At 51.2% G+C, this 16,977-nt stretch carries 14 protein-coding genes and 1 riboswitch; of the genes, 13 read left to right on the top strand and 1 reads right to left on the bottom strand.

The genetic code is table 11. The annotated features are described in order from the left end of the window. Positions 1 to 23: 23 nt before the first annotated feature. The 6 genes from BMX58_RS03390 to BMX58_RS03365 all read left to right on the top strand — a co-directional run bounded on the left by BMX58_RS03390 (position 24) and on the right by BMX58_RS03365 (position 6,540). Positions 24 to 1,400: a UDP-N-acetylmuramoyl-tripeptide--D-alanyl-D-alanine ligase gene (locus tag BMX58_RS03390; RefSeq protein ID WP_068621724.1), complete on the top strand. Its 1,377-nt coding sequence runs from the start codon at positions 24 to 26 to the stop codon at positions 1,398 to 1,400. Between the two features lie 405 nt (positions 1,401 to 1,805). Then, on the top strand, positions 1,806 to 3,356 hold the full coding sequence (gene cshA / locus BMX58_RS03385) for a degradosome RNA helicase CshA (protein WP_068621726.1): 1,551 nt from the start codon (positions 1,806 to 1,808) through the stop codon (positions 3,354 to 3,356). A 122-nt stretch (positions 3,357 to 3,478) separates the two neighbouring features. Continuing rightward, on the top strand, positions 3,479 to 3,829 hold the full coding sequence (gene acpS / locus BMX58_RS03380; RefSeq protein ID WP_068621905.1) for a holo-ACP synthase: 351 nt from the start codon (positions 3,479 to 3,481) through the stop codon (positions 3,827 to 3,829). Positions 3,830 to 3,844: 15 nt separating this feature from the next. Beyond that, positions 3,845 to 4,966, top strand: a complete 1,122-nt coding sequence (alr, locus tag BMX58_RS03375) for an alanine racemase (RefSeq protein ID WP_068621728.1) — start codon at positions 3,845 to 3,847, stop codon at positions 4,964 to 4,966. A 243-nt stretch (positions 4,967 to 5,209) separates the two neighbouring features. Continuing rightward, a riboswitch (PreQ1 riboswitch) is annotated at positions 5,210 to 5,255 on the top strand. A gap of 6 nt (positions 5,256 to 5,261) precedes the next feature. After that, entirely contained in the window at positions 5,262 to 5,750 is a 489-nt protein-coding gene (locus BMX58_RS03370; protein WP_068621730.1) for a QueT transporter family protein, read from the top strand. Positions 5,751 to 5,892: 142 nt separating this feature from the next. Continuing rightward, positions 5,893 to 6,540 (top strand): MBL fold metallo-hydrolase, encoded by a 648-nt coding sequence (locus tag BMX58_RS03365; RefSeq protein ID WP_068621732.1) that lies wholly within the window; start codon positions 5,893 to 5,895, stop codon positions 6,538 to 6,540. 77 nt (positions 6,541 to 6,617) lie between these two features. On the opposite strand, the gene cbpA is transcribed toward BMX58_RS03365, so the two are convergent. Continuing rightward, on the bottom strand, positions 6,618 to 7,259 hold the full coding sequence (gene cbpA, locus BMX58_RS03360) for a cyclic di-AMP binding protein CbpA (RefSeq protein WP_068621734.1): 642 nt from the start codon (positions 7,257 to 7,259) through the stop codon (positions 6,618 to 6,620). A 397-nt stretch (positions 7,260 to 7,656) separates the two neighbouring features. Between cbpA and BMX58_RS03355 the strand changes: the two genes are divergently transcribed. The 7 genes from BMX58_RS03355 (at position 7,657) to BMX58_RS03325 (ending at position 16,858) form a co-directional block, all read left to right on the top strand. Then, positions 7,657 to 8,991: a hemolysin family protein gene (locus tag BMX58_RS03355; protein WP_068621736.1), complete on the top strand. Its 1,335-nt coding sequence runs from the start codon at positions 7,657 to 7,659 to the stop codon at positions 8,989 to 8,991. Positions 8,992 to 9,211: 220 nt separating this feature from the next. Further along, positions 9,212 to 9,940, top strand: coding sequence for an O-methyltransferase (locus tag BMX58_RS03350; RefSeq protein ID WP_068621738.1), 729 nt, complete (start codon positions 9,212 to 9,214; stop codon positions 9,938 to 9,940). 538 nt (positions 9,941 to 10,478) lie between these two features. Beyond that, the gene (locus BMX58_RS03345) at positions 10,479 to 11,855 is read left to right on the top strand and encodes a L,D-transpeptidase family protein (RefSeq protein WP_068621740.1); all 1,377 of its coding nucleotides are present in this window, start codon (positions 10,479 to 10,481) and stop codon (positions 11,853 to 11,855) included. A 227-nt stretch (positions 11,856 to 12,082) separates the two neighbouring features. Further along, the gene (gene yycF / locus BMX58_RS03340) at positions 12,083 to 12,790 is read left to right on the top strand and encodes a response regulator YycF (protein WP_068621742.1); all 708 of its coding nucleotides are present in this window, start codon (positions 12,083 to 12,085) and stop codon (positions 12,788 to 12,790) included. Between the two features lie 6 nt (positions 12,791 to 12,796). Next, entirely contained in the window at positions 12,797 to 14,644 is a 1,848-nt protein-coding gene (gene walK, locus BMX58_RS03335; protein WP_068621744.1) for a cell wall metabolism sensor histidine kinase WalK, read from the top strand. Further along, on the top strand, positions 14,641 to 15,957 hold the full coding sequence (locus BMX58_RS03330; RefSeq protein WP_068621746.1) for a YycH family regulatory protein: 1,317 nt from the start codon (positions 14,641 to 14,643) through the stop codon (positions 15,955 to 15,957). Before walK ends, BMX58_RS03330 begins: the two co-directional genes overlap by 4 nt. Next, the gene (locus BMX58_RS03325; RefSeq protein ID WP_068621748.1) at positions 15,947 to 16,858 is read left to right on the top strand and encodes a two-component system regulatory protein YycI; all 912 of its coding nucleotides are present in this window, start codon (positions 15,947 to 15,949) and stop codon (positions 16,856 to 16,858) included. The genes BMX58_RS03330 and BMX58_RS03325 overlap by 11 nt, the downstream gene beginning before the upstream one ends. Positions 16,859 to 16,977 lie beyond the last annotated feature (119 nt).

Below are 16,977 nucleotides of genomic sequence, written 5' to 3'. Positions count from 1 at the left end.
AAACCGGAAATGAGGAACCCAAAATGAAACCATTACGCATCATCGATGTTGTGAAAGCAGTGGGCGCGATCGATTATACGTCGGCCAACCGCTTCGCTGAAATTACTTCTGTTGTCTTCGACTCCCGTAAGGCGGAGCCGGACAGTCTGTTTGTGCCTTTGCAAGGGGAAACGGACGGGCATGATTATGTCCAAGCGGCCATCAAAAACGGAGCGACAGCAACCTTGTGGAGCCGTGCGGCGGGAGAAGCGCCGGAGGAAATCGCGGTCATTCTGGTGGACGACACGCTCGAAGCGTTGCAAAAACTGGCGGAAGCCTACTTGACTATGGTCCACCCGAAAGTTGTCGCAATCACCGGCAGCAACGGCAAAACGACCACCAAGGACATGACCGCGGCCGTTCTCTCCGCCCGTTTCCGCGTCCACAAGACTCAGGGCAATTACAACAACGAAATCGGCATGCCGATGACCATCCTGGAGATGCCCGAAGACACAGAAGTGCTCGTGCTTGAGATGGGCATGAGCAACTTCGGCGAAATCAGCTTGCTGAGCCGCTTGGCTAGACCGGATGTCGCCATCATCACGTTGATCGGGGACAGCCACCTGGAATTCCTCGGCAGCCGCCGCGGCATCGCCCAAGCCAAACTGGAGATTTTGGATGGGCTGAAACCGGAAGGAACGTTCATCTATCCCGGCGATGAGCCGCTGATCGCGGAAGAGCTACCACAAGGAAGCAGCTTCCGTCAGCTGACTTTCGGCACGGATGAGACCGATGCAGTCTATGCCTACGCTGTCGTTCCCGGCAAGACCAGAACGACTTTCCGTGTGAACCTCGATCCGGCGGTCGATCTGGAGATTCCGGTATTGGGCGTGTACAATGTCCGGAACGCCTTGGCTGCCTTGGCTGCTGCTCAGGTATTGGGCCTGACGATGGCTGAAGTGAAGGAAGCTTTGGCGACCTTTCAGCTGACCGCCAACCGCACCCAGTGGCTTGAGGGAATCAACGGTTCGCAACTGCTGAACGATGCCTACAACGCCAGCCCGACTTCCATGACAGCGGTGCTGCGTTCGTTTGCGCAGCTCCCAAGGGAAGGCAAAAAAATCGTGGTATTGGGCGATATCCGCGAATTGGGCGAACATTCTTCAGAAATGCATGCTGCCTTGGCGACTGAAATTTCTTCGGAGGACTTCGATCAAGTGTATCTGTACGGCGCCGAAATGGCTGCTCTTTACGAAAAACTAAAGCCAGCCTTTCCTGAAGGAGCGCTTTATCATTATGTTGGAGAGAAGGCGCCGTTGATCGACAAGCTGAAGACGGAACTGCAGCAAGCCGATCAAGTGCTGATCAAATCCAGCTTCGGCACGGATTTGTTGGCGGTTGTGGCGGCTTTGCGTGTATAATAGGAAATGTAAGGTGTTTGAGCTGCTAGTGGCGTCGCAAAAGCAAAGGAACCTCGTTTCTCGGCCAACCGGAACTGCAAACGGCAAATGTCAGTAAATTGTGGGGATACTTGTCATTTTCATTGGAAATATTCTTATATCAAGGTTTTTTTGTAAGAAATTTCATTATTCTGAGAGAAAATGATTTGTAAAAATCCGCGGAGCGTGTTATTATTGCTGATGGTAAGAATAGAGAAATAAGAGGGTTTTTTCTGCGAAGTGCAGAATGTTTGATTTATCAAGCTTTCTATTCAAGGGATTAAGTAAAAAGGTTTATCTTTTATTTATAAGATTATGAACCGCATGAAACATGCGGGTAAAAGAAAAGACTCTCTAAATTTTAGTTTCTCAATCATAGGAGGAAACATGAAATTTTCAGAATTAGGGTTAAACCCGGAGTTATTGAAGTCGATCGAGCAAATGGGATTTGAGGAAGCAACACCGATCCAAGAGCAAACCATTCCTTTAGCCTTGCAAGGGTTGGACGTTATTGGGCAAGCGCAAACCGGTACTGGTAAGACAGCAGCATTCGGATTGCCGATGCTTCAAAAAATCGACAACAGCAACAAAGTCATCCAAGGTATCGTCATTGCACCGACACGTGAATTGGCTATCCAAACGCAAGAAGAATTGTACCGCTTAAGCAAGGACAAACGTGTAACTGTACAGGTTGTCTACGGTGGAGCTGACATCAACCGTCAAATCCGTGCTTTGAAAAACAAGCCGCAAATCATCGTCGGAACACCTGGCCGTCTTTTGGACCACATCAAACGCAAAACAATCCGTTTGGACCACATCGAGACATTGGTACTCGATGAAGCGGATGAAATGCTGAACATGGGCTTCCTGGAAGACATCGAAGCAATCTTGAGCGAAACGCCAGCAGAACGCCAAACATTGTTGTTCTCAGCTACAATGCCTGACTCGATCAAAAAAATCGGCGTCAAATTCATGCGCGCTCCAGAGCATGTCAAAATCAAAGCGACACAAATGACAGCGAATCTGATCGATCAATATTTCGTGAAATGTAAAGATTTCGAGAAATTCGATACAATGACGCGTTTGTTCGATGTGCAAAATCCTGAATTGGCGATCGTCTTCGGCCGTACAAAACGCCGCGTTGATGAATTGTCCAAAGGTTTGGAACTGCGCGGCTACCGTGCGGAAGGTATCCACGGCGACCTGACGCAACAAAAACGCATGAGCGTTTTGAACGCGTTCAAAACAGGCGATCTGGATATCTTGGTCGCGACTGACGTTGCTGCGCGTGGATTGGATATTTCCGGCGTAACACACGTTTACAACTACGATATCCCGCAAGATCCGGAAAGCTACGTACACCGTATCGGCCGTACAGGTCGTGCCGGTAAAGAAGGTATGTCCGTTACTTTCGTGACACCAAACGAAATGGATTACTTGCGCACAATCGAAAACTTGACCAAAAAAGCGATGACACCATTGAAGCCGCCGACCGACGACGAAGCGTTCCGCGGACAGATGCAAGCAGCCATCGATCAAGTGGAAACATTGGTGCAGGAAACTGAGACCGACAAGTACAAACGCGCAGCTGTGCGTCTATTGGAAGACCACAATCCAGAAGACTTGGTAGCAGCGTTCTTGAAGAGTCTTTCTAAAGACGCGACTGATGTTCCTGTCAAGATCACACCAGAACGCCCATTGCCATCAAGAAAAGGCAAAGGCGGCTATAAAGGCGGTAAAGGTGGCGGCGGCTACAAAGGCAACCGTAGCTCATCCGACAGACGCGGCGGCGGAGAACGCGGCGGCAACAGAAGTCGTTCAAACGATGGAAAGCCACGTTCAGGCGGCAAACGCTATGACGAAAAACGCAGCGGCGGCAACACCGGCGCACCTAAAAAAAGCGGCCATAGCTTCACTATCCGCAACAGCAACGACTAATCCGTAACCAAAACCTCTTCTCCGACTGGCTCGCGCCTGGGGAAGGGGTTTTTCTTATGGTGGAAAATTTTTCTTTTTTTGGTAAAATGAGAACAATGTATGCAGAAGAGGCGGCGATCGGAATGATTTATGGGATAGGATTGGACGTAACCGAGCTGGACCGCATCACGAAAGCCTATGATCGGCGGGCGGGGTTTGCGGAACGGGTTTTGACAAAAGAGGAAATGAAGCTGTTCTTGGCTTTGGGCGGGTCGCGCCAAATGGAATTTCTGGCGGGGCGCTATGCCGCGAAGGAAGCTTTTTCGAAAGCTTACGGCACGGGCATCGGCAAACTGTCCTTCCAGGACGTCGAAATTTTGCCCGGAGAAAACCGAAAGCCGGAAATAACCAAATCTCCGTTTGAGGGGAAAGGATTCGTTTCCATCACCCATTCGGGGAACATCATTGCCGCTCAAGTGGTACTAGAAAAGTAAAGGGGTCTTTAATACATGGTAGTAGGAAAGCACCGTCCCACGGTAGAAACAGTCGATTTGGAAGCTATTTCGTGGAACATCCAACAAATCCGGAAGAGTCTTTCTCCCGGAAAGAAATTTTTCGCGGTCGTCAAGGCGGACGCCTATGGACTGGGGGCTGTACCGGTCGCGAAAAAGGCGAAGGAAGCCGGAGTGGACGGTTTTTGTGTCGCGTTGCTGGATGAGGCAATGGAACTGCGGGAGAATGGCCTGACCGATGATTTCGTCATGGTTGTGGGTCCGACGGAAGCGATGGATGCCGCCCTGATTGCAGATAACGGGATCAGCGTCGCCGTCACGGCGACGGAATGGCTGGAAGCGGCCTTGCCGCATCTGCAGGAACGCAAAACCGATTTGCCGGTGCGTGTCCATTTGGCGATCGACACCGGGATGGGGCGCATCGGGTTGCGCACGGTCGCGGAGGTCAAAGCCTTCGAAGCGCGCCTTGCCGAACTGGATGGTTTTGTTTTTGAAGGCATCTTTACGCACTTCGCTACGGCTGATGGAGAAGATCCGACTTTGGTGGAGCGCCAGTTGGCTTTGTTCGAAGAAATCCTGGAGGCGATGGAGCAGCGGCCGCCGATTGTGCATCTGGCGAATTCGGCGATTTCGCTCTGGCATGAAGCGTTCCGGACGGATGCGGTCCGCGTCGGGATCGCCATGTACGGCTACAACCCTTCCGACACCGTGCTGGAACTCCCATACGAACTGAAGCCATCCGTGCAGTTGGATACCGAAATCAGCTACGTCAAACAGATGCATGAAGGCGATACGATCGCATATGGCGCACGTTACCGCGCGTATGAGGGGGAATGGATCGCTACGCTTCCGATCGGCTATGCGGACGGTTGGAGACGGGATCTTCGCCATCAGACAGTCATCGTCGACGGCCAGCGTTGTCCGATCCGGGGCGTTATCTGCATGGATCAATGCATGATCAGCCTGCCGAAAGAATATCCGGTCGGGACCAAAGTGACACTCCTGGGCGAAAACGGCGGAATCGTCAACAACCCGTCCGAAATGGCTGTGACGATCGATACGATCGGCTATGAAATCTTGACTGGCATCAATGCCCGCGTTCCGCGCATCTACAAATAGAGAAAACAAAGAAAGCTGTCAGAGATGGCAGTTTTTTTGCTGTGTGTGAAAGGACTGGCTGCGAATGATGCGGATGAAGGGCGCGTGCGTCCCGACGCCGGTCGAGGATGGATCTACCGGCGGAGCGCAGTCTGAGCCGGATCTCCGGCGCACATCGCTTCCGGCCATGAAAATCAGATGAAAATGCTCCGTTTGCCGTTTTCAAAAACGGACATCTGTGGTAAACTGACTTAGCTCTTGGAGGAGCACGTGGTTCGTCGACCATCCCACGGAAAAAAACTAGGGGGTTTTCATCTTGAATACAAGAAAAATGGTTATCAATACAATTATCGCAGCACTATATGTCGCTATGACGGGGATTTTTGCTTTTATGTCGTTCGGTGCTATCCAGTTCCGCGTTTCGGAAATGTTGAATCATCTGGTGGGCTACCACAAAGATTACAAATACGGCGTTCTGGCGGGGGTTTTCATCGCCAATCTGATCTTTTCGACATTAGGGGCTTGGGACTTGGTTTTCGGATTTGGCCAGACACTGATTTCTTTCCTTATTCTGGAAAAATTGTTCAAACCCAATGATTCCGAAATGAAACGCATGATGATGACCGCACTCGTCTTCACATTGACGATGGTGCTTGTCGCGATCGAACTTTATATCGTGCTGGATCTGCCTTTCTGGTTCAGTTTTGCCACTGCGGCATTCGGCGAAGCGGTCGTGCTGGTTGTTTCAGCACCGCTCATGAAATACCTGAATAAGCTGATCGGTTTCGCCGAAAAAATGGCTTGATTCATTAAAATTTCATATGAAAAAACATGAGAACGGGGGCTTTTTTCGGATGAAAAGCAGAAGCCCGCGTTTTTTTGCTAGGATTTTTCTCATCATTCTCTTATAATAGAGAGGTAATCCAAATCGAGGGAGGAATGAGTATATGGAAATGTACGCAATTACAGTCGGTCCTATCCAGGAAAACTGTTATTTTTTGATCGGTGATCATGAAAATGATACGATCATTTTTGATCCAGGTGAGCAAGCGGAGGATATCATCGCCGCCATCGAAGAAAATGAACTGCATCCGATCGCGATCGTGTTGACTCATGCGCATTATGATCACATCGGCGCCCTCGAAACAATCCGGGAAAGATACAACGTTCCCGTCTACCAAAACCCTATCGAGCGGGAGTGGCTGTTGGATCCGCGTCTGAATGGCTCAGCAGGCAACCCGAACGTTCCGGATGTACGCTTGACGAAAGAAGCGGATATCTTCTTTGAGGAGATGGGTCCTTACGAAATCGGCGAGTTCCGTTTTGAGATGCAGCATATTCCAGGGCATTCGCCGGGAAGCACTGTCTTCATTTTCCGCGAGAACGGCTTCGCAATCGTCGGGGATGTCATTTTCAAAGGCAGCGTCGGCCGCAGCGATTTGCCGGGCGGCAGCCATACTACCTTGATCGAAGGGATCCAAAAATATATCGTGACCTTGCCGGGCGAAACAGTCCTTTTCCCGGGACACGGCGATCCTACGACCGTAAGGGAAGAAATCTATTCCAACCCATATCTGAACGGCGCCACCCGCTGATTCGGGTGCGCGCAAAAAAAGTCGGACCAAGCCTAAAGCTTGTCCGACTTTTTTATGCGTGTAACATGGGAGCTTTTTCAGAAATCCACTTGCAGGTTCTCGATTTCGGTCACGCGGAAATCCTTGCGCTCCAGTGCCTTCACGATGGAATCCAGCACTTGTTTGGGAGTGCCTGCGGGCAAAGTGACCAGTACCCTGCGCAGCGCATCTTCCCGGTTGATGTCGAGGGAAATGCAGCTGGCGATGGAAGAGTAGCGGTTGATGATTTTGGTGATGTGGTACAGATCGCCTTTTTGGCCAGGTGCGATGACCGTCAGCACATAGCTGCCGACATCGATGCTCCAAGATTGGGCAAGCATGTTCAGCAAGGCGTTATGGGTCAGGATGCCGTAAAAGGTCATATCCTTGTTCAAAACGGAAATGTAGGGCAATTCTTTGATGGTAAAAAACACCTTAAAGAATGAACTGTCTATCGAAATGAATTTGGTGGCATTCTTCAGCAGATGCGTGACCGGCAGGTTCATGTCGCCGCCGTTCGCTTTGTGCCGATAGATATGCATCTTGTAGATATTCCCACGAAAAATGGTTTCGGTTTCGTCCAGGATCGGAACGCAACGGAAGCCGGACTCTTCGAGAATATCCAGCGCATCCCGAAGCGTGGCAGACTCTTTGACGATCGTCAGCTCCCGTTTCGGGATGGCAAGTGAGCGGATAAGCATATAGTATAGGTCCTCCTAAAAACACAGTTGTCTAAAGTGATAATAACATTAAAATGAAAAAAAGCAACGGTTAAAAACGCATACTTGGAAAATATTAAACATTTGATAAATCAAGCAGTGAAGCCCTTACAACGAGGTGTCGGGTTCGGGTAAACATTAGATTGGGATGAGAACACTTGTCGCTGCCCGGCACTCCCGAAAATCGCCACCGTGAACAGCACGAATCGGATGCCTCAGCCGGAGCAGGAAAAATCTCTTGATTTTTCGGGTGGCGTTCCCTATATTAAGTAGTATATAATTGAACAGAATCTATATTTTTTTATGCAACTGGACGGAGGCCGCTTTCAAAAGGCATCCTCGTTGCGTGAGCAGACATGAAAAAGGAGAAAAAAATCATATGAACCCAGACCCCGAAGGCCAGTCGTTATCATCAAAATTAGCATTGATCCTAACCCTGACTTTATTGAATGCTTATTTCGCCTCAGCGGAATTGGCATTTGTTTCCATCAACCGTTCCAAAATCGAGAAGCTAGCCAAAGAAGGCGACAAAAAGGCCAAAAGGGTCTTGCGTCTCCTGGAGAATCCCGATGATTTCCTGGCCACCATCCAAGTCGCCATCACCTTTGCCGGATTCTTCAGCAGTGCATCAGCCTCATCCAATTTTGTCGGATATATCGAACCGTTGTTGGGAAGCATCACCGGCGGCAAAACGATCGCGATGATCATCATCACCGTCATCCTTTCCTACATAACGCTTGTGTTCGGTGAACTGTATCCCAAACAGATCGCCCTGCAGATGCCGGAAACGATTGCGCGCCATACTGCCGGCCCGATCGCTGTCGTGAAGACCCTCTTCAAGCCATTCGTCTGGCTCTTGTCGTTTTCTACAGGCATCCTGAAGAAGCTGACGCCGATCGAATTCACGAATGAGGAAGAGAAGCTCACCCGCGATGAAATGAAAGCCATCCTCGCCCAAAGCCGAGGCGAAGGCGTCATCGATCCTTCCGAGTTCACAATGATGCAGGGCGTGCTTTCGTTGGACACGAAGCTGGCCCGTGAATTGATGGTGCCGCGGACCGATACCTTGATGATGGATTTGGATGATGATCTGGAATACAATATCGCGCTGGTGCTGAACAGTCAATATTCGCGGATTCCGGTCTATGAGGAAGACAAGGACAATATCATCGGTGTTCTGCATATGAAAAATGTTTTGAAGGCATCGAAGGAAGTCGGCTTCGCGCGGATTGATTTCCGCGAACTGGTCAATGCGCCTTTGTTTGTCCCGTCGACCATCTATATCGACGATCTGTTGGTCGAGTTCCGCAAGACCCACACGCATATGGCCATCATCAAAGATGAATACGGCGGCGTGGAAGGGATCATCACCCTCGAGGATCTGCTCGAGGAAATCGTCGGGGATATCGAGGACGAGTATGATGAGATTTACCGTATGTCGAAAAAAATCGATGAGAACCATTACGTCGTGAATGGACGCATGCCGCTGGACAAGTTCAATCAGTTGTTCAAGACGGCGATCGCTTCCGAAGAAGTGGACACGATCGCCGGCTACATAATCGAGGAACTCGGGTATTTCCCGAAAGACGATGAGCAGGCGACGATCCAAGCTGGAGAGTATCTGCTGACGACTACGCAGGTCGAAAGCGGAAGGATCCGCGGCATCCGCGTCACGAGGGGGCCGGTCCAAGAAGTTGTTGTTGAAGACGAATAAACGCAAAAGAGCGGGACAGAACGCGTTCAGCCCCGGACCACTGGAGCGCACAAACCCAGGATGGCTGCAAACCATCCGCGCATTGTCTGTGCAGTGGAGCCAGGGGCTGCGTTCTGTCCCGCGTTTATGCAGACCCAAACAAGGGCCGGATGCAGAAAGCGGCTTTCTGCCCCAGCCTTGTTGCCATTAATAAAAGTGTGTTTGATAAGGAGAAAAAAGCATGGCATTGAATGAAATGATGAACAGACCCGTCGTTAAAAAAGAACTGGTCGCTTTTATGCGCGACAGACTGAAACGTTTCCCGGGAGAGTTGGGGGAACTGGAAAAAACCGCGAATGAAAAAGGGGTGCCGATCATCCCGCACGAAACTGCGGTATTCCTGAACATGCTGCTGGGGCAGATCAAACCCAAGCGGATACTGGAGATCGGTGCAGCGATCGGCTTCTCGGGCAGCCTGATGGCGCAGCATGTCGGAGCGGAAGGTCATGTCACGACCATCGACCGTTTCGAGGTCATGATCAACAACGCCAAAGCCAACTTCGAGAAGCTGGGCCTTGCCGACAAAGTGACGCTGCTGGAAGGCGATGCCGCAGAGATCCTGCCTACGCTGGAAGGGCCTTATGATTTCATCTTCATGGACAGCGCGAAAGCCAAATATTATGAGTTTCTGCCGCATTGCATCCGGCTGCTGAAAAAAGAGGGCATGCTGGTCATCGACGATGTGTTCCAGGGCGGCACCATCCTGGACGACGAGGCGGATGTTCCGAAAAGGGTCCGCAAGATCCACCGACGCCTGAACCAGCTGATGGACACCGTTTTGGACCACCCAGCCTTGGAAACTTCGCTCGTGCCTCTGGGCGACGGGCTGCTGCTGATCGTAAAGAAAGAGGATTTCGATTTCAGCTATATCCTGGATGAAATCCAAGCGGAGAAACAGAATCACGCATAAGAAAGAAGGGGCGCCCTTGTCGAGAGGGGGCCCCTTCTTTCTTTAGCCCAGACTGGCTCCGAGCCGACAATGAAAGTCCGTAATGAGATAATCGGACAAGCGCAAGGCAAATGTAGCAGAGCTTGTCCGATAACCGTAAGAAATCGGACAAGCGCAAAGATACCATACAGGAGCTTGATCTCTGAATCAATCGTCAGCTCCGGTGAAAGGTCCGCTCGCCGGAGCACACCGGTAACAGTCAGCCGGAGCTCCGACGAAGCCGCCCGAATCGGAGAAGGCAACCCCCATGTTGGCTGAACTCCAGCGAAGCCTATGTTCACCGGAGCAGGGTGCGCGAATGAAAACGCAGCATGCCTGTTTGCAATTCTGTCCCATTGGTATTATGATGAAAGTCTAAGAACAGGCCGATATATAAAAAAATTAAGAAAAAATCGCTTGCTTTTGGAAGAAAACATGGTAAAGTAATAAAAAGTAAGTTACAATGATTTGTAACACAAACGTAATCGCAGTGTAACAAAACGAGAAGGTGGTCTGGACAGTGAAAAAGAAACCCATCATCATTGGCGCTACGGCGGTCTTATTGATTGCAGCCGGATACTTTGGTGCAGGTAGCTATTATGAGGATAAGTTCTTACCGAATACAACGCTGGATGGCATTGACATATCGAATGACACCGTAGCCCAAGCAAAAGCAGAGACAACCGCGGCAATCGCACAGGCACAGATCCAAATCGTCGAAAACGGGGAGGCGATCCATGCCTTCACACCGGCCGACTTGGGCGTGTCCGTCGACAATACCGAAAAACTGGAAACGATGAAGGCCGAGCAGAGAGGGTGGAATTGGCCGATCCTGCTGTTCCGGGAGAAGCAGGCACAAACCGACCTGAGCGGCGTATCCGTTGATGAAGCAGCTTTGGCGGGCATCCTGGCGGAGATCCCTTTGGATAACGAGAACCGCACGGCCCCTGTGAACGCTACAGTCGTAAAAGGAACGGACGGCTATGAGATTACGCCCGAAGCAGCGGGGAACAAGGTCGATCTGGAGCAGTTGAAGGCAACGATACTGGCAGCAGTCGTTGCCGGAGAAAGCGAAGTCGATGTGGCAGCGGCGTACCAACAGCCCGCGTTGACGGCGGATGATCCGGTTCTGAAGGAAACCGTGCAAAAATTGGACGAGTTGACGGACACGGTCATCCAATACACCATTTCCGGACAGACCGAGACGGTGCCGCAAACAGCCATTGTCGAATGGTTGGGCATCGATGAGAACGGCGAGGTGTCGGTCAACCGAGAAGGCGTCACAGCCTATCTGCAGGGACTGAGCGACAAATACAGCACTTATTCCCGCACGCGGGATTTCTTGGCGGCGGACGGCGAAACGGTCCAAGTTCCAGCCGGTACGTACGGATGGACCTTGGCTGTCGCAGACGAAACGGACAACCTGATCAGCTATGTTTTGGCAGGTAAGGACGTTACGGTGACGCCTAATTACAACGGCACCGGCTATCATGCCGATGGCGCTGATATCGGCACAACCTATGTCGAAGTGGACCTTTCCAGCCAGCACATGTGGTACTACAAGGACGGCGCCGTTGCGCTCGAAACGGACATCGTTTCCGGACACCCGCAGACACCAACTCCGACAGGTGTCTTCTATATCTGGAACAAAGAAGAGGATGCCGTTCTGAAAGGCTACAACCCAAAGACGGAAAAAGATTATGAATCGCCCGTCGAATACTGGATGCCTGTCGATTGGACCGGGGTCGGTATCCACGATTCATCCTGGCAGCCTGCATACGGCGGCGAATATTGGCTTACCGCCGGCTCGAATGGCTGTGTCAATACGCCACCGGGGGTAATGGCTGAACTGTTCGGGATGATCAGTGTCGGGGTTCCGGTCGTCATCCACAGCTGATGCGTCAACGAACGCCATAATGTCTAACAGGAGGATGAGCCATCAGTCAGGAAAACGATTGATGCCTCGTCCTTTTTTGCACAGTCATGCTGTCCCTGAATCGGCAATCCGGGTTCCTGTCCGGGGCTGATTCAGGAACGCTTTGCACTTAATCGACGGCAATTGTATAATGAAGAGTAGACGTTCCGCATGGGACAGAGAGTTGCAAGAAACAAGGAGGTTCGAATATGAAAAAGATATTAGTGGTGGACGATGAAAAACCGATCTCGGATATAATCAAGTTCAATCTGACCAAGGAAGGTTATGACGTCTTTACTGCCTATGATGGCGAAGAAGCTTTGGCGCAGTTTGCCGAAGTGGGCCCGGATATCATCCTGCTGGATCTGATGCTGCCGAAAATGGACGGATTGGAAGTCTGCCGGGAAATCCGCAAAACGAGTGATGTGCCGATCATCATGCTGACGGCAAAAGATTCCGAAATCGACAAAGTGCTCGGTCTGGAACTGGGTGCGGACGATTATGTCACGAAACCCTTCTCGAACAGGGAATTGGTCGCGCGCGTCAAAGCGAATTTGAGGAGACAAGCCGCTCCGGTGGCAGCGCCTGTTGAAGAAGAGGACACGAACGAAATCAAGATCGGTTCCTTGGTCATCCACGAAGATGCCTATATCGTATCGAAACGCGGGGTGGAGATCGAATTGACCCACCGCGAATTTGAACTGTTGCATTATTTGGCGAAACACATCGGCCAGGTGATGACGCGGGAGCATCTGCTGCAGACCGTCTGGGGCTATGATTATTTCGGCGACGTCCGCACGGTTGATGTGACGGTCCGCAGACTGCGTGAAAAAATCGAGGATACACCAAGCCACCCGACCTGGCTGATCACACGAAGAGGAGTAGGCTACTTCTTGAAGAATCCGGATCAGGAGTAAGAATATATGAACAAAAAGATACGTTTGGTTCACTCCATTCATTTCAAGATACCGATGCTGTTCATTTTCCTTCTGTTGGTATCGCTGCAGCTGATCGGAGCATATTTTATCCGGGAGCTGGAAACGAAAATGATCAGCAACTTCGACAGCCAGATGAGCCTGAACGCGGGCTTCCTGGAGAAGACGCTGCAGCCGCTGCTGATGGATGATGATGCGGAAAAGCTGGAGGCTTCCGTGCAGACTGTTCTCAGCGATTTTACCGGAACCAACATTCTGGAAACGCAAGTCCTGGACGAACAGGGCTATATTCTCGGCATCAATGACCAAACGCTGCAGTCCCTGATCGGAACGAAGTCAACCGACCGAGATGTCCAACAAGTCATCCTGCTCGACTCCCCCTCCTCCTACCAATATGTGAAGGAAGACACGAACAGCCGGGTGCTGAAGAATATCAGCCCGATCTATTCGACCGACAATACCGGAACCCTTATCGGCGTGTTGGTGATGGAGTCCAACATCGAATCGGTCTACTCGCAGATGAACCAGACGGTCAGCATCTTTCTGAATGCATCGGTCGTCGCAATCATCATTACGATCATTTTGGCGGTGATCATCTCCAGAGGGATCACGCGGCCCATTTCCGAGATGCGCAGGCAGACGGCGAATATTGCTGAAGGCGATTATTCCGGCAAGGTGACGGTCTACGGCGCGGACGAATTGGGCGAATTGGCCGAGACGATCAATGATCTGTCCTACAAAGTCAAAGATGCCCAGGAAACGACCGAATCCGAACGCCAAAGGTTGGACAGTGTCCTGCGGCATATGACGGATGGCGTACTGGCCACCGATCGCCGCGGCAAGATCATCATCATCAACAGTCGGGCGATGGACTTGCTTTCGATTTCACAAGACAAAGCGATCGGCCAATCGATCATGAAGGTGCTGAAGCTGGGCGAGAAATTCACTTTCCGCCAGTTGCTGGAGACGCAGGATGAACTGATCCTGAATATCGCGACAGAAGACCAGGATACGATCCTGCGCGGAGAGTTTTCCGTCATCCAGCGGGAATCCGGCTTCATCAGCGGACTGGTCTGCGTGCTTTCCGACATCACCGAGCAGGAAAAAGTCGAACAGGAACGCCGCAGCTTCGTTTCCAACGTGTCCCACGAATTGCGGACGCCGTTGACGAGCGTGAAGAGTTATACGGAGTCGCTGATCGACGGCGCTTGGGAGGACAAAGACATCGCGCCCGAGTTCCTGAAGGTCATCTCCACAGAGACCGACCGGATGATCCGGATGATCACCGATCTGCTGAACTTGTCGCGGATGGATCAGGGCAAACAGGAATTGAACTTCGAGTTCGTCAGCATCAATGAACTGGTCGCGCATATCATCGACCGCTTCGAAATGATGCTGAAATCGGAACAGTACCGCAACAAAAAATACAAGATCGAACGCGATTTTACGCAGCGCACGCTCTGGGTCGAAATCGACCAGGATAAATTTATCCAAGTAATCGACAATATCATGAACAATGCCATCAAATATTCTCCGGACGGCGGAACAATCACCTGCAGGCTGATGGAAACGCACAACAGCGTCGTCATCAGCATCACCGACGAGGGTTTGGGCATACCGCGCAAGGATATCAACCATGTCTTCGACCGCTTCTACCGTGTCGACAAGGCCCGGGCCCGTTCCATGGGCGGCACCGGACTTGGCTTAGCCATCTCCAAAGAGGTCGTCCAGCTGCATGGCGGAAAAATCTGGGTGACCAGTGTGGAAAATAAAGGCTCCACGTTCTTTATTTCCTTGCCTTACATTCCGATGGACGAGGAGGATGAATGGGGATGAAACAAAAAGAATCACCAATATTGAGCGCTGTGCTCTACACACTGGTCGCAATCAGCCTGTTCCTGACGGTAAGGATCCTTTCCACCCCGAGTACGATGGGCTTAAGCCAGAATTCGGCGACATCCGTCTCCGCCAATCTGACGAACACGAAAAAAATTGAGGATGTCTTTGCGCCGATCAGGATGATCGTCCATACAGACAAACGCATTTATTTGACGCAGGCACCCGGAATCATGCAGAGCGTGAACGAGTTGTTGGGGGAGGGCGCGCTTGACGGAATCGAAGGCGTTTCAACCTACCTGCAGGAGGACTATGATGCGCTCATCCTTTCGCCTATGCAGCTGGAGATCCGTTTTGCCGAAGAAATCCCGCTGGAACTGCTTTCGCGGTATTTCGCGAATCTCCAGGAGGACTATTATGACGACAGCATCGACCGGATCATTTTCAATGCGAAGGAAGAAGATCCGGTCTATCTGTTGAATGACGAGACGAAGCAAGTTTTCACCGCACTGCGGCCGGAGAACGTATTGCAGCCGCTGGTGGATCTCTATGAAGGACAAAAGGACGCCTATATGGAAGTGGAGTCGTATGAATCCGAGTCCGCCATCTCGTACCTTCCGAAAGAGGCAATCACGATCCAAAAGTTGGTCTATCTGGTGGAAAAGCCGTCGAACAGTTATTTCATCGATCTGCTTTTCGATGACACGACAGATTTGAAGGATAACGGGAACGATGAATATGTGAGCTACAGCGATAACATTTCTGAATTGAGCATCCATAAGGCGACGGGCTTGTTGAGCTATTACCGCAACATCCTCGATGCCGAAGAGCTGCCCGATTACCGTTTGATCCGGGACAGCTTCCATGAAATCAAGATGTTGGACAATTGGACGAATCCATTTTATTTCTACGGGTTTGACGCGGAGACGGACAATGTCTATTACCGCCGATATGTGAACGGCTATCCGATCTTCGGGGAAGTCGACTACGGGTTGACCCGGATCCATATGTCGGGTTCCTCTTTGACCGAACTGCAATTCCTTTCGCAAGTCATCCAGACGCCGTTGACGGACCGCAGAGAGGATGTCACGCTGCTTAGCGGTGCGGACCTTTTGGCTGCGCTGGCGGCTGCTGGCTACAGCAGTCAGGAAATTCAGATGATCGCATTGGGGTATGACTGGACCTTCAGCGAAGAATCCAATCGTCTCGTCAATCTGACGCCGAAATGGTTCATCCAGATCGACGGCGTCTGGAAATCGCTGGACCGTTGGGTCGGCGGAACGGAAACGGAGGCGGACGACAGTGGACTTTAGACGCATCAAAATCATTTTCATCATCACTTTCGCGGCTTTGAATGTCTATCTGCTCAGCGTGCTGTTGGAGAAAAACGCAACCACCTTGAGCTTCGGAAGCGAGAGCACAACCCTGAACATCGAAGAGGCAATGAAAGCCGATGACATCAGTTTTCCGACGCTGTCGACCGATCAGGAGAAGATTCCGTTGCTGAAGACGGACAAAGGCGGCACCTTGGAAGCCGATCAAGCGAAGTTGGTGAATCAGACGACGGTCTTCGAGGAGGGGGCGTTGTCGAGCATCTTGTCCGAACCCATCCCGCTCAAGCTTGACTCGGATAATCTGGCGGTTGTGGACAGGACACCGATCACGCAATTCATCTCGGAAGGCAACGTACTCCACGGGGCTGAATACAGATTCCTTACCTATTTGCCGCTCCGCAGGCAGTTGATCTATGCGCAGGTCGCCAATAATGTCCCGATCGGCGACAATACGGGCAGCATCACGTTCAACTTGGATCCCGATTATGAAGTCATTTCCTATGAACAGACTTATGCGGGGGCCGCAGAAGTGCAGGGCAACAGCAGATCCGTGATTTCGCAGAAGCGTGCAGTCGAAGCGCTGTACCTCAACAATCAGATCCCCGTGGATTCCACCGTGAGGATGGTGCAGTTGGCGTATTACCGCACGTTGAGCCTCTCGGACATGGATATCTACAGTCCGATGTGGTACATCGAGATCGAAATAGAAAATGCGCCCGTGGAAATCAGGCGCGTGGATGCCTTGACCGGCAGCATCATCACGTCGCCTACCGTCACGTTTCCGGCAGCCGAAGCGCAAATCAAAGCCAAGACATCCACAAGCAGTGCGTTGCTGCTTGAGGAAGCGGACTCGTCGGGAACAGAAGAAGTACGCGAGTGACACAAAACTGAAAGTACAAAAGGAAGGATTTTCCGAAAGGAGGTTCTTCCTTTTTTTGTGCAGACATCTTTGTTAAAATGATTGTATCAGAAGCGACAAGCTTGATGGAAAGTACCGGA

Origin of the sequence: Trichococcus ilyis, from assembly GCF_900109135.1 — a bacterium.
Taxonomy (GTDB): domain Bacteria; phylum Bacillota; class Bacilli; order Lactobacillales; family Aerococcaceae; genus Trichococcus; species Trichococcus ilyis.
Note: the sequence above shows the minus strand (reverse complement) of the source record. Positions and strands in the feature narration are given on the sequence as shown.

Coding starts and splice junctions, on each gene's coding strand:
- BMX58_RS03350 (WP_068621738.1), top strand. CDS start 9,212: ATGGCATTGAATGAAATGATGAACAGACCCGTCGTTAAAAAAGAACTG.
- BMX58_RS03365 (WP_068621732.1), top strand. CDS start 5,893: ATGGAAATGTACGCAATTACAGTCGGTCCTATCCAGGAAAACTGTTAT.
- cbpA (WP_068621734.1), bottom strand. CDS start 7,259: ATGCTTATCCGCTCACTTGCCATCCCGAAACGGGAGCTGACGATCGTC.
- BMX58_RS03355 (WP_068621736.1), top strand. CDS start 7,657: ATGAACCCAGACCCCGAAGGCCAGTCGTTATCATCAAAATTAGCATTG.
- cshA (WP_068621726.1), top strand. CDS start 1,806: ATGAAATTTTCAGAATTAGGGTTAAACCCGGAGTTATTGAAGTCGATC.
- BMX58_RS03330 (WP_068621746.1), top strand. CDS start 14,641: ATGAAACAAAAAGAATCACCAATATTGAGCGCTGTGCTCTACACACTG.
- BMX58_RS03390 (WP_068621724.1), top strand. CDS start 24: ATGAAACCATTACGCATCATCGATGTTGTGAAAGCAGTGGGCGCGATC.
- yycF (WP_068621742.1), top strand. CDS start 12,083: ATGAAAAAGATATTAGTGGTGGACGATGAAAAACCGATCTCGGATATA.
- walK (WP_068621744.1), top strand. CDS start 12,797: ATGAACAAAAAGATACGTTTGGTTCACTCCATTCATTTCAAGATACCG.
- alr (WP_068621728.1), top strand. CDS start 3,845: ATGGTAGTAGGAAAGCACCGTCCCACGGTAGAAACAGTCGATTTGGAA.
- acpS (WP_068621905.1), top strand. CDS start 3,479: ATGATTTATGGGATAGGATTGGACGTAACCGAGCTGGACCGCATCACG.